Below are 21,010 nucleotides of genomic sequence, written 5' to 3' on the forward strand. Positions count from 1 at the left end.
ATCGCTGAAAGCTATGCTAAAAAATTACATCAAAATCGCCTTCCGTACGCTCGTTAAGAGCAAATCATATGCTATTATCAATATTGCAGGCCTCGCAATCAGTCTTACAGCGTCTGTTTTACTGTTGCTGTGGGTTTCGGACGAGTTAAGCTACGACCGCATGCACAGCAAGGCAGACCGTATTTACATCGCAGCGGCGGCCATCGGGAAAGATCAGCTATGGCCCGTAACCAGCGCTCCCTTGGCCATTTTCGGAAAAGCCGAAATTCCTTCCATTGAGGAAGCATGCCGCGCATCCACTTTCAATAACAGCGTCCTACTGGAATATCAGGACAAAAAATTCACCGAGCCCAGTGTTTATGTCGATCAAAATTTCTTCGAGCTATTCGATTTCAAGTTGCTGGAAGGCAATCCTTCGCAACCGTTTCCGGATAACCGATCCATTGTGTTAAGCAAGACCACTGCCGAGAAATATTTTGGCAGAGAACCCGCGATGGGCAAAATACTGCAGGTAAAAGAAGGAAACGCATACAAGGTGACAGGCGTCATGGAAGACATGCCCAAAAACTCCAGCTTGCAGTTTCCACTGATGCTGCCTTTCGACGTGCTGGCGGAAAACAGACCCAACAATCCGCTAAATGCTGACTGGGGCAATCTCAATTATCAAACGTATTTTCTCCTCAAGGCCGATGCCGATGCGGCTGCCGTGGGCAAACAGCTGGCTGACATCCATCGGAAAAACCAGCCTGCGGACTTCTGGAAAGACCTCAACTACCTGATGCAACCGCTTACCAAGTACCACCTGTATACGGCTGATGGTGACGAACAGGGGATGAAACAGGTTAAAATCTTTGCGTTGGTAGCCGTTGTGATCCTTCTTATTGCGTGTATTAACTATGTCAACCTGGTAACTGCACGTGCCACCCGGAGAAGTAAAGAAGTGAGTGTTCGCAAGGTAGTGGGTGCCAATAAGGGACACCTGTTCTGGCAATTTATCTCCGAGTCACTGGTGGTATTTTTTATTTCCATGCTCGTTGCGATCGGGTTATTATATGCATTGATGCCGATGTATAACAGCCTTTCGGGGAAAGAAATGGTCTTCAGCTTATCAGATCGCAACGTGTGGGCGATATTCAGCTTATCTCTATTGGTTGTGCTGGCATTGGCGGGTATATATCCCGCGCTGATGCTGTCTTCCTTCAACCCGGCGCTCGCACTGAAAGGCATTATACCCGGACTTGGGAAGAACAGCGGTTTTAGAAAAGCACTGGTCGTCGTTCAATTCACCTGTTCGATCGTCCTCATTGTAGCGACCATCATTATCAGCAGGCAATTGGAGTACATCAGAAGCATGAATCTGGGATATTCCAAAGAAAATATCTTCACGTTTGAGAGCCGCAATTTCCGAAGAAACTACGATGACATCAAGCAACAACTGGAGCAGCAGCCGGGAATCTTAGGGGTAACCGCATCCACTCAACGGATACTCAACGTGCAGAGTTCCACGGGCGACCTGGAATGGGAAGGGAAACCGGCAAACATGAACTCATTCATGGTTAATCAGCTGTCTATAGACCGTACATTCCCGGAAGTGATGAATATGGAACTCGTGGCGGGAAATGGCTTCACCGGTACAGCGGCAGACAGCAGCCGTTATCTGTTGAACGAAACCGCCATCAAGGTCATCGGGTTAGACGACCCGGTTGGCAAGCCCATTACCTTCCATGATAAACCGGGAATCATCGCCGGCGTGCTCAAAGACTTCCATTTTCAGGACATGAAAACTGCCATTGAACCCTGTATTTTATTTATGGATCCCGATTGGTCGTGGAATACGATGTACGTAAAGACGACGGGAGCTCAAGCTAAACAGGCGCTTGCAGCCGTGGGGAAACTTTGGAAACAGCACAACGCCGACTATGAATTCGATTACCAATTCCTCGACGAGTCCTTTGACGCTTTGTACAAGAGTGATATCCGTGCCGGGAAACTATTCAACCTGTTTGCCGGCGTCGCCATCCTCCTTTCCTGCCTCGGTTTATTCGGACTGGTTACCTACACTGCCGAAACCAAGGTGAAAGAAATCGGCATCCGGAAGACCCTTGGAGCCAGTGTCAGTAACATCATTCTTTTGATATCACAAGATTTCCTCAAGCTGGTCGGCGTATCTTTTCTGGTGGCTTTCCCGCTGGGTTGGTGGATGATGAACCGGTGGCTCGAAAATTATGTATACCGAACCGCTATCGAATGGTGGGTATTTGCGATAGCCGGCTTTGCAGCATTCGCCATCGCCGCCATTACCGTATGTGGTAAATCACTCCGTGCGGCGCGGGAGAATCCGATTAAGGCAATAAGGACAGAGTGAAACCAATCACGCAGGAATCTGATAGCCTACTGCTGAAATCTGATCGCTATGATAAAGAATTACCTCAAAACCGCTTTTCGTACGCTGACGAAAAACAGATCGTACTCAGCCATTAACATTTTCGGACTGGCGATCAGTCTTTCCGCAGCTATCCTGATTCTGCTGTGGGTATGGGACGAGCTAAGCTTTGACAAAATGCACAGCAAAGGCGACCGTATTTATCAGATATCCACAACATTTGATCCCACCTCGGATAATGTATGGCCTGTAGGTCCGCCGCCGCTGGCAGTGTTCGCAAAAGCCGAAATACCGGCTATTGAACAAGTCTGTCGTTTAAACAACAGCGACGCTGTAGTAACACTGGCTGGAGGGCAGAAATTCAATGAAGGCGGCCAATATGTAGATCCCTCGTTTTTTCACATTTTTGACTTCCCGCTATTGGAGGGAAACAGCGAAAATCCGTTTCCTGATAACAATTCCATTATTCTTACCAAATCACTCGCCCGCAAATATTTTGGCAACAAAGATCCCATGGGACAACTAGTTTTGGTAAATCTGGATCCGTTCCTGGCCGATAGCAAACGAAATTTCCGCGTGACAGGTATTATCGATGATTTCCCTTTGAATTCATCGATTGAGACCGACTTCCTGCTACCCTTTGGGTTGATTTACGAAAACCAAAAAGACGATGACCTCAATGCACAATGGGGTAGCTTCCATTACCGGACCTTCTTTCTGCTTCAAAATGGAGCCGATTCAAAGGTGGTTGAAAAGCAACTTGCAGACCTACATCGAAAAAACGATCAAGCTGATATTTTCAAGACATTGGTCTATTTCCTACAACCGTTAAAAAGCCTTCATCTTTATAATGCAAAAGGGAAAGATCACGGTATGCAACAGGTGCGGATATTCGCACTCGTCGCGGGCATCATCCTATTGATTGCCTGTATCAATTACGTTAACTTGGTAACGGCACGCTCCACACGCCGGAGCAAGGAGGTCGGCGTCCGGAAAGTCATTGGCGCCAATCGTCTTCATCTCTTCTGGCAATTCATCACCGAATCGGTTGTCGTATGTATCATCTCCATGGCATTTGCCATCGGACTCACCTACGTAGCCATGCCGTTCTACAATAGTCTATCCGGCAAAGAAATGGAATTCACCCTGTTAGACACACGCGTATGGTTACTCTTCAGCGGCACCCTGCTGGCCGTCGTTCTGTTGGCGGGCATTTACCCTGCGCTGTTGCTTTCAACATTTAGACCCACACAGGCAATAAAAGGGATCGTGGCAGGAATTGGTGGAAACGGCGGGTTCCGCAAAGCATTGGTGATCGTCCAATTTAGCTGCTCGGTAGTGCTTATTATCTCCACCCTCATTATCAGTCGGCAACTGGAGTACATCCGGCATAAAGAATTGGGTTACGACAAGGAAAACGTCTTCCTATTTAATCAGCGCAATTTCCTGGGCCACTTTGAAGCCATACGTGCCGAGCTGGAACGGCAACCGGGTATTGAGGGCGTAACGGCGGCGAGTAGCGACGTCAGTAACATCGGCAGCGGTACTGGAGATATCGAATGGGAGGGCAAACCAGCCAGTATGTCTAATTTCATGGTCAACCAGATCGCTGTCGATCATCAATTTACAGAAGTGCTAGGTATTTCCCTAGTGGAAGGTAAAGGATTAACGGGTACGCCCGTTGATACCAGTTACATCATTCTCAACGAAACGGCTGTTAATCAAATGGCGCTAGAAAATCCCGTTGGGAAGGTTATCACATTCAAAAACAGCCCAAAAACCATTGTTGGCGTAGCGAAAGATTTCCATTTCAGCGATTTGAAAAAAGCCATCGGCCCGTGTGTACTGTTTTACGACAAAGGCTTTGCGCTGGGCGGGATGTATGTCAAAACCACAGGGAAGGACGCTGCACAAGCTGTAGCAGCGGTAGAAAAGTTATGGAAACAATACAACAGTGAGTTTGATTTTGACTATCAATTTATGGATGATTCGTTCGACAAATTTTACAGAAGCGACATCCGGGCCGGCAAACTATTTAATGTCTTTGCCGGCATCGCTATTCTCATTTCCTGCCTTGGTCTCTTCGGATTGGTTACCTTTACCGTCGAAACCAAAGTCAAGGAAATCGGCATCCGTAAAACGCTCGGGGCAAGCGTATCATCGATCATTACATTGCTATCAAAAGACTTTCTCAAATTGGTTGCCCTCTCATTTCTTATTGCCTTCCCCTTGGGGTGGTGGATGATGAACCGGTGGCTGGACAACTATGTGTACCGAACCGGTATGGAATGGTGGATATTTGCCGTAGCTGGCTTCGTTGCTTTTGCCATTGCAACCATCACCGTCTGCGGCAAGTCACTGAAAGCCGCGAAGGAAAATCCGGTTAAGGCGATCAGAACAGAGTAGTTAGTTGGCTATGATAAAAAATTATTTCAAAACAACCTTCCGCAACCTCTGGAAAACCAAGGGGTACAGCTTCCTCAACGTGTTCGGGTTGGCCATTGGCATCACGTGCGCATCGCTCATTTTCCTATGGGTAGAGGACGAAATGAGCTATGACAATCATTTTCCAAATAAGGAAGACATCTATCTATCCAAGTCCAAGCAGCCTCACGATGGCGGCACCTACGTGTTTGACGCCAATCCTGGGCCGTTGGCGCCTGCAATTAAAGCTGAATTGCCGGGCATCAAGTATGCCGCACGCGTAAACTGGCCAATGCCCCTCCTATTCAATCTCGGCGAAAAGAGTCTCTATCAAACCGGATTCTATGCCGACCCCGACTTCCTTGCTATCTTCTCACCGGAATTCGTCGAGGGCAACCGGAGCTCAGCGATGGACGATCTTAATGATATCGTACTTACCCAAAAAGCCGCTGGACGTCTTTTCGGCAACGAACCGGCCTTGGGAAAACAGGTCCGGATAAACAATGAGGAAAGCTACACAATCGCAGGCGTAGTGGCGGATCTGCCCAGGGAATGCAATTGATCGACGGACGCAACTTCCGGCCACATATGTTATGCGACAGCAGTAGCATCGTCATCAATGAAGCATTTGCCAAGCTTATTAAGCCCGATGGCCAGGTTGCCGGACAAACAGTGCGCTGGGGAGAAGACCCACACACCATTGTCGGCGTTGTGAAGGATTTCGTGTACAACAATGTGTATAAACCTGCGGAACCTGTTCTCTTCTACCCCTTTTCGACCAAATCCGGCATCCTTAACATCAAGACCAAAGCAGGAATAGATCTTCCCAAAACGGTTTCTCAGATAGGCGAAATTCTTAAGGAAACCAATCCGGGATACCCATTTGAGTACGAGTTTTTGGACAATGTCTTCAGTGAAAAATTTAAATCGGAAATGCTTATCCAGCGATTGGCGGGTGTATTTGCGGTACTTTCTATTATTATTTCCTGTCTTGGCTTGCTCGGTCTTGCTGCCTTCACAGCCGAAAGGCGCACCAAGGAAATGGGAATCCGCAAAGTGTTGGGAGCATCCGTCGCATCACTGATCGGATTGCTCAACGGGGAATTCGTCGTACTCGTGCTGCTCTCATGCGCCGTCGCATTCCCTGTTGCATGGTGGATCATGAACGATTGGCTTAGCAATTACCAATATCATACCGTCCTGCACTGGTGGATATTCGCCCTGGCTGGCGGGGGTGCATTGCTGATCGCTTTGCTAACGGTCAGTTCCCAGGCCATTAAGGCCGCATTAACGAACCCGACGAGAAGTCTAAGGGATGAGTAATTATCGTATTAGTCCTTTCGCGTAACATATCGCTTCATCGGAATCGATCACGCTGGTTCGCTAAATTTCATTTCTGGACTCCTTCGGCAAAACAAAAAGTATTGCAAGATAATCGTACATTTGCAATGTTTACTTTTTTTAAGCACCCTTGCTTACATAACCATGAGGGAAGATTCGTTATCCGATAAAGTTTATTCAGAAATCAGGCGCAAGATTTTGTCAAATCAATTAGTCCCGGGGAACCGGCTCAAAGAAGACGCTTGGGCCAAAAAAATGGACGTAAGCCGAGTGGCTGTACGGGAGGCATTGAATAGGTTATTCGGTGAGAACTTGCTTGAAAAAGGCGAAAAGGGTGGATATTTTGTAAAGTCGATGGGCATTGCCGATCTGCGGGAGATCCGTCAGCTTCGCGAAGTATTGGAACTGGGCGCCTTGCGTATCGCCTTTAAAAAGGTTACGAAGGAACATATCGATGAGTTGGATCGGATCTGCAATGACTTTACATTAATGGTAAGAAATGGCTATTACGGAGGCGCTTGCGAGGCAGATGTCAAATTTCATGAAACGCTTTTTGATATAGCCGGAAACAAAAAGCTGAAAGACGTTTATGTGGCAAGCAATATACCGCTGTTTCATCTGAAACTTGGCCAGACAAGCCAAATGGACGATTACGAGTTAACGGACAAGGAACATAGGGAAATTGTGGGCGCGTTCAAAAGAAAGGATCTATCTTTAGCAGAACGGGTATTGTCACATCATCTCGAGCGCGGAGAGCTTTCTGCCTTGGAGTTCGCATGATCTGAATTGTTTTTCTCCTGATCCACTTTTCCCTTTTATCCTAGATTTCACGCTGATTTTCTATTACACGCGAAAAACCCATTTTATTTTATGTATACATTTTTTATCAGACAATTGCTGTATGACTGATAAAATCCGCTCGTCAAATTTCTCTATCTAAATTAGGGTTTTTCATTAATGATAAGCTTTTTCCTTTACAATAAATTCATAAAACGCATTTTATCCTATTTCAGACCCCACCAACCAGCCCGATATTAAAAATGAAATATATTTTTTTGAAAACAAAAAAAGTATATTTTTGCATACAATTATCCAAAAAGAAACCAACTAATATGAAAAGATGTAATCAACTTTCAAGTACACGGCTTGTAACGCGACTGATGTGCACACTTCTCGTAGTTGCCGGTATGTCCCCTGTCGTTATTGCCCAACAACTCACCCAGGTTTCCGGAAAAGTTGTTGACGCAAAAAATAACGAAATACTCGCAGGAGTCACGGTTACCGCGAAGCGTTCAGGTAAATCGACAGCTACTTCCGACAATGGCACGTATGCGATCGAAGTAGCAAACAATGACACCTTGGTATTCTCGTACAGCGGCTATCAATCTCAGGAAATCGGGGTACAGCACCAGCAGGTTATTCCTGTGTTTTTACAGATCGAGATCCAGGGACTGGAAGAGGTGGTGGTAACCGGTTACTCTTCACAGCGTAAACAGGACATCACAGGTTCGGTCTCGGTAGTCAATATGGACGGCGTGGATGCGATTCCCACCGGTTCGACGCTTGAGGCGCTCCAGGGACAAGCATCGGGTGTGAATATCATTAGTTCGGGCGTTCCTGGCAGTGCACCCAATCTTTTTATTAGGGGAGTATCGTCCTTTGGAGACGCATCGCCACTAATATTGGTTGATGGCATACAAACCGATTTGAACAACATCAATGTAAACGATATTGCATCTATCCAAGTATTAAAAGATGCGGGCGCAGCAGCCATTTACGGTGTTCGGGGCGCTAATGGTGTCATTATCGTTACGACCAAGCGAGGCAAAACGGGTGAACCGAGCGTCAGCTACAATGCATTTGCTGGAGTACAACTGCCAATTCCGGGAAATCCGTACGACATTGTCATTGACCCCGAGGGGTTCAGAACACTCGCACTAATCGCCGACCCCAACAATGCGTTGTTTCGGGACGGTGTTCCCGACTTTCTCTATTCAGGGCCTTCAGGCTCAGGAATAGCTTGGGCGGGCGATCCTCAGGTTGACCCTGCGTTATACCGCCTTGATAAGACCAACCCGGGTAATAGCTACCTGATACAAGCTGTCAATAAACAAGGCACCAACTGGTTTCAGGAATTGTTCAACCCGGCAGTGACGACCAATCACAACCTTTCCATCGGCGGTGGAACCGATAAATCAACTTACCTCGTATCGCTGGATTATATGAACGAGCAAGGTACGTTGAAGGAAACCTACCTGAAGCGGTATTCCGGAAGGGTAAATACGTCGTTTCAATTATCCAAAAACATCGAAATCGGCGAGAACCTAACCGTTTACTATCGCCAGAGCCCCGGATTTGCCAACAACAACCAATTTTCAGGTATTGCCGCGACGTATGCGCTCATGCCACTGATTCCCACTCACGACATTCAGGGAAACTATGGGGGTACACGCGCTGGTGTAAATCTGGGTAGTTCCTCCAATCCAGTAGCGGCCCAGGAAAGAACGGCGATTAACAAAAACAATTCATGGAACACTGCCGGTAATGTCTATATGCAAATCAGCTTTTTATCCGATTTTAAATTTAGGACCAGCTTTGGCGGTGCACTAACCAATACCTATAACTACGCCTTTAGCGACACGCCTTATGAAAACGTACAGGGATTCCTTAATCCGAATTCCTTCAGTGAAAACTCCTCGTATTCAGCCCGGTTAATGTGGACCAACACGGTAAGTTATGATAAGTTATTTGACAGGCATCGCATCCAGGTTGTCGCCGGATCTGAATCGGTTGAAAACAAAGGCCGGGGTTTATCCGGTTCCCGCAGGGCTTACTTTTCAACCGATCCGGACTATCTGACCCTAAATACCGGGACTGAGAACATTATGAATGGCAGCACCGCCTATGAAAACGCTTTGTTTTCGCTTTTCGCAAGAGCGGACTATAGCTTTGATGATAAATACCTGATCGGAGGCACGATAAGGCGCGATGGCTCTTCCTTATTCGGCCCGGAAAACCGATATGGTATATTTCCTTCCGTCAGCTTCGGATGGCGGTTATCAAAAGAAAATTTCCTGACCAACGTTTCATGGCTGAACGATCTCAAACTCAGAGGCAGTTACGGCATCTTGGGATCACAAAACAACATCAGTCCGGAAAACCAATTTGATCTCTATGGCGGTACATTGGCCAATGCATACTACGATATCCGTGGAACAAGCAACAGCCTCGTCCAAGGATTCGTGCAAACGCAAAGCGGGAACATCTTTACCGGCTGGGAACGCAACATCGTATCAAACATCGGCTTGGACGCAACTATTCTCTCCAACAGGTTCGAACTGTCTGCTGAGTACTATAAAAAATCCATCGACGGCTTGCTTTTTGCGCAAACACTGCCGGGAATCGCGGGAGGCGCTTCGCCCGCCACCATCAACGTCGGCGATATCCAGAATACCGGCGTCGATTTGTCGGCAACCTATCGGGACGGCCAACCTGACAACCTCCAATATTCAATAGGAGCCAATATCACAGCCTATAAAAATATAGTGAAGCACGTACCGGATCCTGGCTATTTCGACGCAGCGGCACATCAGCAACTCGGCGTACTCGTACGTAACCAAGTAGGCCGGGCGGTAAGCTCCTTCTATGGATATGATGTGATCGGACTTTTTAACAGCGCCGACGAAGTGGAGGCGGCTCCAGCACAGGACGGTGCTGCGCCCGGTCGATTCCGTTACCGGGATGTGAACGGTGACAACATCATCAGTGCCGAAGACCGAACCTTTCTGGGAAGTCCCAATCCGGAGTTTACCTACGGCATTAATTTGGCAGCTCAATACAAAGGATTTGACCTTTCTACCGTATTATATGGCTCGCAAGGCAACGAAGCCGTCAACACCGTGCCGGTCCAGACCCACTTTTTCGGAACGTATGTCGGTGCAAAAGGTAATGCGTTGTTTAATGCATGGACACCCGAAAATCAAAACACGACCGTACCAAAAATTGAAAATCAAAACAACTTCAGTACCGCGGGCGTGTTCAACTCATATTTTATCGAAGATGCTTCTTACCTAAGAATGCGATCGCTTATCCTGGGTTATACATTCGCTTCGTCGTCGTTTCTTCAGCGGATTAATTTGCAGAAGTTGCGGATCTATCTACAGGCAGCGAATCTCTTTACCATAACCGGCTATTCAGGACTGGATCCAGAGTTGGCAGGCAGCAGCTCAAGCTTCGGAATCGATATGGGTGCGTATCCCAACAACCAGCGAAGCTTTCTGTTCGGTGTGAATATTTCATTTTAATACTACTTAAAACTGTGTGTCATGAAATTGACTAATCATATCCTGAAAATGCTATTTTGTACGATCCTTTCGGTAACTTTATCGTGCGGCGACGCGTTTCTGGAAAGGGCTCCGAAGGGGGCATTGTTCTCTGAAAATCTGGCGACCGAACAAGGCGTTAATGGCTTGCTTATCGGCACGTATTCATTATTGAATAATGGCGGAACAACCGGAAGCGGATGGCAATCGGGAAAATGGATTTTCGGCGGGGTCACCTCCGACGATGCCCATACCGGTACCGAGGCCGGTGCGTTGCAACCTGTCCCGCAGTACGAAAGCTACAGCTATAATTCAGCTACGCCCGGTCTTAATTCTCGTTGGCGGGTGCTCTATGCCGGCGTGCAGCGGGCCAACGATGTGCTACGGGTGCTGGAGGTTGCTTTAGCCGATCAGGCCATCAGCGAAGGAGCGGCGGCGCAAGTGCGTGCTGAGGCCCGGTTTCTACGGGGAGTTTATCACTTGGAAGCTATATTGATGTGGAGGAATATTCCCTTTGTTGATGAAACCGTCAGCGCCGCAACCGGCAATTACTACGTGTCAAATACGGAATCAGCATGGCCAAAAATAGAAGCGGATTTTGCCTATGCTGCTGATCAGTTAACCGACACCAAATCTGAAGTGGGCAGGGCCAATAAATGGGCGGCCAAGTCATTCTTGGTCAAGGCGTATCTATTTCAGTATAAATACCAGGATGCCAAATTACTGCTTGACGATATCATACAAAATGGCGTGACCAGCAACGGACTTAAATACGATCTGAACACCCACTATTTCGATAATTTCAAGCCCTCTACCAAAAACGGGCCGGAACAGGTTTTTGCGGTCATGCACTCGGTGAACGATGGTGCGGGAGGCGAACGAGGTAATACGCCCAGTGGCGACGGGCATGCCGGCCCCTATGGGGGTCCGTTCCCAAGCTATGGCTTTTACCAACCTTCGTTCAGCTTGGTCAACTCTTACAAAACAGATGCAGCGACCGGACTGCCTTTGATTGACAGTTTCAACGACGAGGATGTAACGCACGACTTGGGCATTCCGTCATCAGCACCTTTTCAACCTTACAGCGGTACGCTTGATTCACGGCTCGACTGGATTGTGGGGAGACGTGGAATTCCCTTTCTGGATTGGGGAGTTAATCCCGGCATGTCCTGGGTACGGCAGCAAAGTGTCGGCGGCCCTTACCTGCATATGAAGAATGCCAATCCCAAGTCAGAACCTGAAGCCCGCGAAAATAACAGCAGTGCCAATACGTATAACATGATCCGATTTGCCGACGTACTGCTATGGGCAGCAGAAGTTGAAGTAGAACTGGGTAACCTCGCCGAAGCGGAAGCATACGTTAATCGCGTCCGGGCACGGGCGGCCAATCCTGCAGGGTGGGTAAAGAAGTACATCAACGATAGCCAGCCCGAACGCGGCTTTAGCAATACACCGGCTGCAAATTACAAAGTCGGCTTATACGCCGGTCATTTTGAAGCAAGGGGAAAAGAGTTTGCCCGCGAAGCGGTTCGTTTCGAACGGAAGCTTGAATTGGCCATGGAGCATCACCGCTTTTTTGACCTCCAGCGTTACGATCAGGGCACGGGTTATATGGCCGACTTGCTCAATGCGTATATTCAGCATGAAATCGGCATCCCAGATTACAATTTTTATTACATGCAGAGCGCACATTTTACCAAAGGGCGGAACGAGATCTATCCCATTCCGCTTGAACAGATTGACCTCAGTGTGGTCAATGGACAACCCACTTTACAGCAGAATCCAAACTACAACTAAAACACAATGACAATGAAAACAATGCAGGATTACGCAGGATTTTCCGAAAGTCGGAGAAAATTCCTAAAAATGGCGGGAGCAGGTACCGCTGCTCTCATCACCCCCCGGTTTTTATTTGCATCCTCCGCCCAATCGTCCCGCAAGGTACGGGTAGGCATTATCGGAGGTCGGTTTGGGTTGGGCTTTTACTTCCATGAGCATCCCAACTGCATCGTAGAGGCCGTCAGCGATCTGCGTGAAGATCGCAGACAGGCACTTATGAAGACGTACCGATGTCAAAAGAGCTATCCCTCGCTGACAACATTATTAAAAGATAAAAAAGTAGAAGCTGTTTTTATAGCCACTCCTGCTCCGGATCATGCCCGCCATGTAATAGAAAGTCTAAGAGCCGGCAAACATGTACTCTGTGCCGTACCAGCAGCCATGACCCTGGAGGAGTGTGCCCAAATCAGGGAAGCCGTCCAGCAAACCGGCCTCACGTACATGATGGCCGAAACCAGCGTATACCGTCAAGGCGCTATTTCGGCAAAGAAGTTCTTCAAGGAGGGCAAATTCGGCACCATTTTCAGCGCCGCTGCCGAATACAATCATCCCGGTTTGGATGTGTTGTTTTTTGAAGAAGGAAAGCAAACATGGCGTCACGGGCTTCCACCCTTGTTGTATCCTACGCATTGTACAGCCTTTTTGATCGCAGTCACCGGCGCGCGGCTCACACATGTCTCGGGCATCGGCTGGGGAGACGATAGCAAAGCACTGCAAGGTAACCCGTATAACAATCCATTCTGGAATGAAACCGCATTCTTTAAAACCGATCAGAACATTCCTTTCCGTGTGGAGGTAAACTGGAAAGGTGCACTCATGGAAGCGGAACGCGCTGAATGGCGTGGCGACAAAATGAGCTTCTACTATCCAGATGGGCGGAACAACCAATTTACAATGGTGAAGGCCGCCGAGCAACAAGGCCGGGACGATGCCGGTTTTGAGCACACGAAGAACATTACCGAAGTCTATGAGGTACCTGAATGGTGGCAAACCGACTTACTGCCTCAGCCACTGCGGCATAACAGCGGTCACGAAGGTTCCCATACTTTCATCACACATGAGTTCATAGACGCCATCGTCAACGAGCGCGAACCGGAAGTCAATATTTACGAAGCGCTGGCTTATACGGCGCCGGGTATTGTCGCCCATCAATCCGCACTTCGCGACGGAGAATACATGGCTATTCCCAGCTTCGATAAATAACAGCACATAAATAAATCAATATTAAGCATGAATAATTGGCCAAAATCATTGTCCGCAATACGTGAAAATGAAAAATGGATTCCCGGGGGTGTAGTTTCGCTTAACCGGAAATCAGAACCGAACATATGTTTTGAAAGAGGGGCAGGAAGCCGGGTCTGGGATGTCGATGGCAATGAATATATCGATTATCAAGCTGGATTCGCGGCTGCTTTCCTAGGCCATAACGACCCTGATGTAAATCAAGCCGTTGCCGAAACGTTAAATAGGAACAGTGTCCTGATGGGGGCCGGACCTACCGACTTGGAAGGTGAGTTTGCCGAATTGTTTTGCCGATGCGTGCCTACGGCCGATAAAATCCAGATTACCACCACAGGTTCCGAGGCTACCTACCACGCCATTCGCATCGCCCGCGCGGTCACTCAGAAAAGCCATGTCATCATTATGCAGGGCGGATACAATGGTTGGCATAACGACGTTGCCGGCAACGTAATCAGCCGACTCGAAGACGTTGGCGAGCGCGTCAGTCCGGGCGAATACCCGTTCGATGCGCTGTCAGCAGGCATTCCCGAACAGCATCGATCCCTGGTTCACGTAGTCAATTTTAATGATCTGTCATCCGTTGATTACCTGATCAAGCGCTTTCCGATAGCCTGTATCATTCTCGAACCGATTCTACAAAACATCGGCATCGTGAAACCGCAGGAAGGCTACCTCGAAGGCTTGCGTAAAATGGCCGATACCCATGGATTCCTCCTCATTTTTGATGAAGTAAAGACCGGCTTCCGACATGCCTTGGGCGGCTACCAAAGTATCTGTGGGGTGACGCCGGATCTGTCCACCTTTGGCAAAGCTGTGGCCAATGGCTATCCGATGGGTGTCATCGCCGGCAAGGCGGCCTATATGGACTATTTTATCCATCCTGACAAAGAAAAGCGTGTGTTGATTGCCGGAACATTCAATGCACACCCGCTGACTACAGTGGCTGCCATTGCAACGCTCAAGAAACTGGCATCCCCTGAATATCAAGTCTATGCGCATATAGAAAACCTGGGGCATGTACTCGAAAAGGGACTGACAGCTATTTTTTCTGCGTACAGCAAACCTTTTCACGTTGCCCGGCAGGGATCGGCATTTTGTGTCTACTTTATGGATCATGCTCCAGTTGACTTCCACGATATTGCGCAGCATCACGATGCATCGTTTGACAAAGAATACCGGCTGCGGCTCATATCGGAAGGAATCTTTAATTTCCCGTTGCCGATCAAACAGGGAAGCATCTCGTTTGCTCACCAGTTGACGGATATTGAAGAAACGCTTGACAAAACGCAACGAGTGGTTGCGGCGCTGGCAAATGGAAAACACTAATCGCAACAAAATAACAGGGCGCTAATTATGAAAATTACAGCCATCGAAACATACGTCTGCCACGCGCGGATGCGCAACTGGATTTTTGTCAAAGTAATCACCGATCAGCCGGGATTGTGGGGATGGGGAGAAGCCACGCTGGAATGGCACACCCGGGCGGTGGTCGGTGCCATCGAAGATATCTCCCAACTACTCGTGGGAGAAGACCCTCGCCGGATCGAGCACCTTTGGCAGATGATGTACCGTCAGCATTTCTGGCATGGCAACGGCATTGTCCGTGGAACGGCTATCAGTGGGATCGATATCGCATTATGGGATATTCTTGGAAAAGTCCATGGCGTACCGTGTCACGAACTGTGGGGTGGGCGCGTCCGCGACTATATCCGGCTTTACTGCCATCTGGGTGGTGGCCGGATGGAGGATTTTTACCAGACGCAGCCCGACGATGCAAAGCGATTCGGGGAACTTGCGCAGCAAGCAGTCGAAGAAGGATTTACCGCATTTAAATCGATGGCGGTTCCCGAAACGATGCCGCTGGAGGGACTCCGGCCGATCCGCTATGCCGAAGCCTGCGTCAGCGCCATGCGTGAAGCCGTGGGCCAAGATGTTGATATCATGGTCGACTGTCATGCACGGCCTAGTCCACGCATGGGTATGCAGTTTGCCAAGGCACTCGAACCGTATGGCCTTTATTTTTTTGAAGAACCTTGTTGGCCCGAGACCATCGCCGATATCGCGCTCATCCAACGCGCAGTATCTACCCCGATCGCCAGTGGGGAAAGATTGATTACCCAGCATGCCTTCCGTGAGTTGTTCGAAAGCCGCGCGGTCAGTGTCGTCCAACCGGATATTACCCATTGTGGCGGATTGAGTGAAGTCCGACGGATTGCTGCCATGGCCGAGACCTATCGCGTCGCGATTGCACCGCACAACCCGCAGGGACCTGTGAGCACCGCAGCCTCCATCGAATTTGGTTTTGCCACACCTGCCTACACCATTTGTGAAAGCGTACACAACGACGTCCCCTGGAGAACGGACGTCGTCAGCGAAGGTTTTCAGGTGGAAAAAAAGGGACGGATTGTCCGTCCCAATACCCGTCCCGGTCTGGGTATCGAGATCAACGAAGAAGAAATAAAAAAACATCCGTTCCAGCAGGAAGTCCTACAACGAACGTTCTATAAAGACGGGAGTGTGGGTGACTGGTAATCTGAACAAATAAGCCAATGAGCAAAACATTTCAAAACCAAACAGCTGTGATCAGCGGAGGGCTGGGAGATATCGGCAAGGCGATTAGTTTGGCCTTCGCCGCCGAGGGAGCTGCCATCGGTTTATGCGACGTGCATAATCTTTCCGAAGCAACCGGCTTTCTGACGCGGTTGAAAAACGAATACGGTGTCCCATGCTATTACGAGCAAGTTGATGTCTCCGAAGCTGGAGCCGTGAAGGCCTGGCTTTATAACGTCAAGCGGGAACTGGGAATCCCTTCGTTGATTATTGTGAACGCCGCCACGGCGACACTCGCCAATATGCTGGAAATCACGACCGATCAATGGCTCCGGGAAATCAACGTCAATCTGAACGGTGCATTTTATATGGCACAAGAGGCAGCACGACAGTTGGTCGAAAGCCAAACAGGCGGTCGTATCGTATTCATCGGAAGTTGGGCTGCACACGCCGTTCACCTGCATATGCCGGCCTATTCCGTGTCCAAAGCCGGAATCCGTATGTTAAGCAAAACCATGGCGTTGGAACTGGCCCCCCACAACATTCTGGTTAATGAAGTAGCTCCCGGTTATGTACAGGCAGGTCTCAGCGGCAAAATATGGGAACAGCACCCTGAGTTGTCCCGGGAAGCAGCCGAGCGTGTTCCGACCGGAAAATTCATCAGTACCACTGCCGTGGCAGATCAGGTCTTATATCTATGCCGGCCCGATAATGTACACATAACCGGTAGCACCCTGCTAATGGATGGCGGCCTATCCCTGCGATCCTGAACTTGACAGCAACTGAGAATTTAACCACCATGGAATACACGAACTCCACCCGCATCGATGCCGCCTCTTTTGCCGGCCTGATCGGCCTAGCTAGAAAAGACATCACACCCTCGATCGGCATCTATTCCCGCAATTGGGGTGCCAGCAAGACCGATATCGCAACTGGCGTGCACCGCCCGCTTACGCTCACCTGCATGACTGTTCAGGAACACGCATCTGCGTTGCCGCTGGTGCTGATTGCCGCTGATCTGGGATGGTGGAGAAGCGCAGCCGACGAGCGCGCCCTGCGTGGTGCCATTTTGGAAGCATTCCATCTCCCCGAGTCCCGGCTCATGTTCTGCCTCTCCCACACCCATGCCGGCCCGGTACTGTTTACCGAAGATCGTTCGCGACCCGGAGGAGACCGGATCGCTCCGTATCTCGAACAACTGAAAGACGACGCCATTGCGGCCATCAGCGAAGCGCTGGCGCAGGCCGTACCATCCACATTAGCGTGGCACTACGGCCGATGCGGTTTGGCCACCAACCGCGACCTACCGAGCGAGCATGAAAACCGGGTGTTGGTAGGGTTCAACCCTGCGATCCCGGCAGATGACACCCTGTTGGTAGGCCGGATAACCGACGAAGATGAAAAAATCACCGGTATCCTGGTCAATTATGCCTGTCATCCCACCACATTAGCGTGGGACAATCCGTTGCTATCTCCCGACTATGTAGGTGCCATGCGCACATTGGTTGAGGAGCAAACCGACGCAACGTGTTTATTCTTCCAAGGTGCATCGGGTGAATTGGCCCCGGCCGAACAGTATGTCGGCGATGTAGCCATCGCCGATGCCCATGGTTATCAGCTGGGTCATGCCGTATTAGCCACCCTAGCGGGCATGCGGAAGCCCGGATCCGTTTTGGTTCGCGGCCACGTCGTGGAATCAGGAGCTCCCCTAGCCATTTGGCAGTCCGTTCCAAAAACGCCTTCCGCTACCCTTCGTGCCGAAATGCTTACCGTTAACATGCTTCTGAAAGAGCTCCCATCGCTTCAAGAAATCGAATCCCAATGGCATGACAGCACCGATCGTGTGCGCAAAGAACGGCTTTGGCGCTTACGGGGCATCCGGAAGACGGTTGGAGCGGGCAGTTCTTCACCCATGCCCCTATGGATTTGGCGTTTGGGCGATGCTTGCCTCGTGGGACAGCCAAACGAAGCTTATTCATGGTTCCAGCAGCAGGTCAGGCAAGCCTTGGCGCCTACACCCGTTGCTGTGATGAATATCGTTAACGGCTATGCCGGATATCTGCCCCCCCATAACCGGTATCATGAAGATATATACGCAGTTTGGTCTACCCCATTTGCTTCCGGCGCGCTGGAACAGCTGGCGGAAACGACCATCAACGCATTGAAAAAGGCAATGCAATAAACAATCATCTTATGAGTTCTAACTTTACGACGCTTGACGCACTGGTTTTCGGCATCTACTTGTTGGGTATCATCGTCTTGGGCTTAGTAGCTTCGAGAAAGGGAAGCGGTACCAAAAGAGATTATTTTTTAGCCGGCGACAAATTACCCTGGTGGATGATTGGGGGAAGTATCATTGCCGCCAATATCAGCAGCCACCAACTTGTCGGCGTAATGGGCGTAGCTTATAGCCGCGGCTTTCTGGCAATGGTCGTCGAATGGGGCGCTATCCTTATCGGATTTAATGCGTTGTTGTGGATATTTCTGCCATTCTATCTGCGCAATGGATTCTATACCATGCCGGAATTTTTGCAACGGCGATTCGGTGCCGGTTCCCGTACCATTTATGCCGTGCTGGTCCTCCTAACTTATATTTTCGTTGAAATCAGCGCCGTTCTCTATCTAGGAGCACTTTCACTGCATGCGTTACTCGGCATCCCGATGCTGGTCAGTATTCTCGTACTGGCCATCACCACTGGCCTGTATACCATTGCCGGCGGATTGCGGGCTGTGATCTGGACCGAAATGGTCCAACTCGGCGTCCTGATGCTAGGCATGCTCGCGCTTTCGTTCACAACCATCCATGCTGCCGGCGGGTTTTCCGCTGTGCTGGAAACCACAAAGGACTGGAAGCTGATGATGCCGGCGGATGACCCCGATTTTCCTTGGACGATGTACCTAGGCGGTCTGCTCTGCATCAGCATATTTTATAATGCCACTAATCAGTTTATTGTACAACGCACCCTAGCTGCAAAAAACGAGTGGCATGCCCGCATGGGCGTTATTTTTGGCGACTACCTGAAATTTTTGCTGCCGTTTCTGATTATTTTTCCAGCTTTGGTGGCACCCCGTTTATTTCCGGATCTGGAAAAGCCGGATCTGCTATTTGCCACGCTGGTTGAAACGCTGCTGCCTACGGGTCTGGTGGGCCTGGTAATGGCCGGTCTCATTGCCGCGGTCATGTCACACCTGTCGGGAGCTATCAACTCCTGTACGACCATCCTGACAATGGACGTATACATTGCATATGTTAAACGAGGTGCTACCGAGCGACAGTCGGTACAATTCGGCCGCCTGGCAGGCATGGCCATCATTATCTTAGGGATCGGCTGTACCGGCCTGTTGGCACTGTATTCGGAAAAGCCTATCTTTATTTACCTCATGAATGCCTATGGCTATTTCACCCCCGGTATCGCCACGATGTTCTTGCTGGGCATCTTGTGGAAACGGACCACCCATGCGGGCGCCGTCGCCGCTGGCCTGCTGACCATCCCGCTATCGCTCATCATCGAATATGCTTTTCCAGAAATGCCGTTTTTTAACCGCACTGGAATCGTATTTTGGGCATGTATGTTGGCATGTATCGTTGTCAGCTTGGTAACCAAACCCAAGTCGGATGCCGCGCTGGCTGGCCTTATCTGGAATAAAGAAAGCCTGACGCTTCCACCGGCACAACGCGCGCAACAGCGGGGGCTCCGGAATCCGGTCATCTGGTGGGCACTTATTACCGGGCTGGTCTTATTTTTTTACATCCGATATGCATAAAAAAATCCAAGGCAGATGAACCCGGAACGAAAAATAAAAATCGGTGTAGTAGGAAGCGGTTTTGGAGCCAGCTTTCTTTTTCACAAACATCCACACAGTATCGTGGAAGCCATCAGCGCCAACTTGCCGGATGAGCGGGCCAAGCTGCAGTCGGTTTACCAATGCAGCAAAGCGTATCCATCACTGGGCGAGATGCTTCGGGATTCTGATATTGATGCGGTTGCGTTGTTTACGCCGGCGCCGCTTCATGCCCGGCACACCGTTGAGGCACTCCATGCGGGGAAACATGTGTTATGTGCCGTCCCTGCCGGAATGAGCATAGACGAGTGTGCCCAGGTAAAGCAGGCCGTTCAGCGTACGGGCCTGACCTACATGATGGCAGAGACAAGTGTTTATCGACAAGATACCATTTCTGTCAGACAGTTTTATGAACAGGGGTTATTCGGAAAAATAATGGCCGCTGAAGCGGAATACCACCATCCCGGATTGGAAGACTATTTTTTTGACCAAAATAGACAACCCACCTGGCGCCACGGCCTGCCCCCCATGTTGTATTCGACTCATGCCACCGCCTTCCTGATGTCCGTTACAGGCGAGCGGCTTACCGCGGTCAGCTGCATCGGATGGGGGGATGATAGCCCACTGCTGCACGGTAATACCTATAACAACCCGTTTTGGAATGAAACCGCGTTGTTCAACACCAACCAGGGTACCGCTTTCCGGATTAACATTAGCTGGCGGGGCGCGCTGTTACCCACCGAACGTTGCGTATGGCATGGCGAGCAAATGAGCTTTCATAGCCGCGATCCGCGTGGGCTAGGGCCGGTGCTGGTAAAAAAGGCCACGACCATGGGTCAGGATGACGCTGGTTTTCTTACGCATGAAAGCCATCTGGAGCCCTACGACCAGCCATCGTGGTGGCAAACCGCCTTGCTGCCGGAACCCCTGCGCGTCGACAGTGGCCATGATGGTTCGCATCCTTTTATTACCCACGAATTCGTGGATGCACTGGTCACAGGTCGTCGTCCGCGGATCGATGTGCGAGCGGCCATCGACTACACGTTGCCGGGTATTGTAGCCCATGCCTCGGCGTTAAAACAAGGTGCTTCCATGCACATCCCCAGTTTCGATCAACTGTAAGCCC

Annotated in this window: 14 protein-coding genes; all 14 read left to right on the forward strand. The window is 49.8% G+C overall.

All coding sequences use genetic code 11. The annotated features are described in order from the left end of the window. Window positions 1-13 precede the first annotated feature (13 nt). The 14 genes from BMZ56_RS08065 (at window position 14) to BMZ56_RS08125 (ending at window position 21,006) form a co-directional block, all read left to right on the forward strand. The gene (locus BMZ56_RS08065) at window positions 14-2,365 is read left to right on the forward strand and encodes an ABC transporter permease (RefSeq protein WP_090626059.1); all 2,352 of its coding nucleotides are present in this window, start codon (window positions 14-16) and stop codon (window positions 2,363-2,365) included. Window positions 2,366-2,413: 48 nt separating this feature from the next. Further along, window positions 2,414-4,789: an ABC transporter permease gene (locus BMZ56_RS08070; RefSeq protein ID WP_090626060.1), complete on the forward strand. Its 2,376-nt coding sequence runs from the start codon at window positions 2,414-2,416 to the stop codon at window positions 4,787-4,789. A gap of 10 nt (window positions 4,790-4,799) precedes the next feature. Further along, window positions 4,800-5,369, forward strand: a complete 570-nt coding sequence (locus tag BMZ56_RS25840) for an ABC transporter permease (RefSeq protein ID WP_218146511.1) — start codon at window positions 4,800-4,802, stop codon at window positions 5,367-5,369. Beyond that, the gene (locus tag BMZ56_RS25845) at window positions 5,360-6,130 is read left to right on the forward strand and encodes an ABC transporter permease (RefSeq protein WP_218146512.1); all 771 of its coding nucleotides are present in this window, start codon (window positions 5,360-5,362) and stop codon (window positions 6,128-6,130) included. The genes BMZ56_RS25840 and BMZ56_RS25845 overlap by 10 nt, the downstream gene beginning before the upstream one ends. A 162-nt stretch (window positions 6,131-6,292) precedes the next feature. After that, complete coding sequence (locus BMZ56_RS08080; RefSeq protein ID WP_090626061.1) at window positions 6,293-6,928, forward strand: GntR family transcriptional regulator; 636 nt, start codon at window positions 6,293-6,295, stop codon at window positions 6,926-6,928. Between the two features lie 332 nt (window positions 6,929-7,260). Next, complete coding sequence (locus BMZ56_RS08085; RefSeq protein ID WP_218146513.1) at window positions 7,261-10,452, forward strand: SusC/RagA family TonB-linked outer membrane protein; 3,192 nt, start codon at window positions 7,261-7,263, stop codon at window positions 10,450-10,452. A 21-nt stretch (window positions 10,453-10,473) separates the two neighbouring features. After that, window positions 10,474-12,267 (forward strand): RagB/SusD family nutrient uptake outer membrane protein, encoded by a 1,794-nt coding sequence (locus BMZ56_RS08090; RefSeq protein ID WP_090626062.1) that lies wholly within the window; start codon window positions 10,474-10,476, stop codon window positions 12,265-12,267. A gap of 12 nt (window positions 12,268-12,279) precedes the next feature. Then, window positions 12,280-13,512 carry a Gfo/Idh/MocA family protein gene (locus BMZ56_RS08095; protein ID WP_218146514.1) on the forward strand — a complete coding sequence of 411 codons (1,233 nt, stop codon included), beginning with the start codon at window positions 12,280-12,282 and terminating at the stop codon, window positions 13,510-13,512. A gap of 27 nt (window positions 13,513-13,539) precedes the next feature. Then, window positions 13,540-14,877, forward strand: coding sequence for an aspartate aminotransferase family protein (locus BMZ56_RS08100; RefSeq protein WP_090626063.1), 1,338 nt, complete (start codon window positions 13,540-13,542; stop codon window positions 14,875-14,877). A 27-nt stretch (window positions 14,878-14,904) separates the two neighbouring features. Next, the gene (gene dgoD, locus BMZ56_RS08105; protein WP_090626064.1) at window positions 14,905-16,083 is read left to right on the forward strand and encodes a galactonate dehydratase; all 1,179 of its coding nucleotides are present in this window, start codon (window positions 14,905-14,907) and stop codon (window positions 16,081-16,083) included. A 17-nt stretch (window positions 16,084-16,100) separates the two neighbouring features. Next, window positions 16,101-16,871 carry an SDR family NAD(P)-dependent oxidoreductase gene (locus BMZ56_RS08110; RefSeq protein ID WP_090626065.1) on the forward strand — a complete coding sequence of 257 codons (771 nt, stop codon included), beginning with the start codon at window positions 16,101-16,103 and terminating at the stop codon, window positions 16,869-16,871. A gap of 29 nt (window positions 16,872-16,900) precedes the next feature. After that, on the forward strand, window positions 16,901-18,283 hold the full coding sequence (locus BMZ56_RS08115; RefSeq protein WP_090626066.1) for a hypothetical protein: 1,383 nt from the start codon (window positions 16,901-16,903) through the stop codon (window positions 18,281-18,283). Between the two features lie 11 nt (window positions 18,284-18,294). Next, entirely contained in the window at window positions 18,295-19,866 is a 1,572-nt protein-coding gene (locus tag BMZ56_RS08120; protein ID WP_090626067.1) for an SLC5 family protein, read from the forward strand. A 15-nt stretch (window positions 19,867-19,881) separates the two neighbouring features. Then, entirely contained in the window at window positions 19,882-21,006 is a 1,125-nt protein-coding gene (locus BMZ56_RS08125) for a Gfo/Idh/MocA family protein (protein ID WP_090626068.1), read from the forward strand. Window positions 21,007-21,010: the final 4 nt, after the last annotated feature.

It is taken from the genome of Parapedobacter indicus, from assembly GCF_900113765.1.
Classification (GTDB): domain Bacteria; phylum Bacteroidota; class Bacteroidia; order Sphingobacteriales; family Sphingobacteriaceae; genus Parapedobacter; species Parapedobacter indicus.

Excerpts from the sequence above, each read along its gene's own strand:
- BMZ56_RS08065 (WP_090626059.1), top strand. The coding sequence starts at position 14 with ATGCTAAAAAATTACATCAAAATCGCCTTCCGTACGCTCGTTAAGAGC.
- BMZ56_RS08070 (WP_090626060.1), top strand. The coding sequence starts at position 2,414 with ATGATAAAGAATTACCTCAAAACCGCTTTTCGTACGCTGACGAAAAAC.
- BMZ56_RS25840 (WP_218146511.1), top strand. The coding sequence starts at position 4,800 with ATGATAAAAAATTATTTCAAAACAACCTTCCGCAACCTCTGGAAAACC.
- BMZ56_RS25845 (WP_218146512.1), top strand. The coding sequence starts at position 5,360 with ATGCAATTGATCGACGGACGCAACTTCCGGCCACATATGTTATGCGAC.
- BMZ56_RS08080 (WP_090626061.1), top strand. The coding sequence starts at position 6,293 with ATGAGGGAAGATTCGTTATCCGATAAAGTTTATTCAGAAATCAGGCGC.
- BMZ56_RS08085 (WP_218146513.1), top strand. The coding sequence starts at position 7,261 with ATGAAAAGATGTAATCAACTTTCAAGTACACGGCTTGTAACGCGACTG.
- BMZ56_RS08090 (WP_090626062.1), top strand. The coding sequence starts at position 10,474 with ATGAAATTGACTAATCATATCCTGAAAATGCTATTTTGTACGATCCTT.
- BMZ56_RS08095 (WP_218146514.1), top strand. The coding sequence starts at position 12,280 with ATGAAAACAATGCAGGATTACGCAGGATTTTCCGAAAGTCGGAGAAAA.
- BMZ56_RS08100 (WP_090626063.1), top strand. The coding sequence starts at position 13,540 with ATGAATAATTGGCCAAAATCATTGTCCGCAATACGTGAAAATGAAAAA.
- dgoD (WP_090626064.1), top strand. The coding sequence starts at position 14,905 with ATGAAAATTACAGCCATCGAAACATACGTCTGCCACGCGCGGATGCGC.
- BMZ56_RS08110 (WP_090626065.1), top strand. The coding sequence starts at position 16,101 with ATGAGCAAAACATTTCAAAACCAAACAGCTGTGATCAGCGGAGGGCTG.
- BMZ56_RS08115 (WP_090626066.1), top strand. The coding sequence starts at position 16,901 with ATGGAATACACGAACTCCACCCGCATCGATGCCGCCTCTTTTGCCGGC.
- BMZ56_RS08120 (WP_090626067.1), top strand. The coding sequence starts at position 18,295 with ATGAGTTCTAACTTTACGACGCTTGACGCACTGGTTTTCGGCATCTAC.
- BMZ56_RS08125 (WP_090626068.1), top strand. The coding sequence starts at position 19,882 with ATGAACCCGGAACGAAAAATAAAAATCGGTGTAGTAGGAAGCGGTTTT.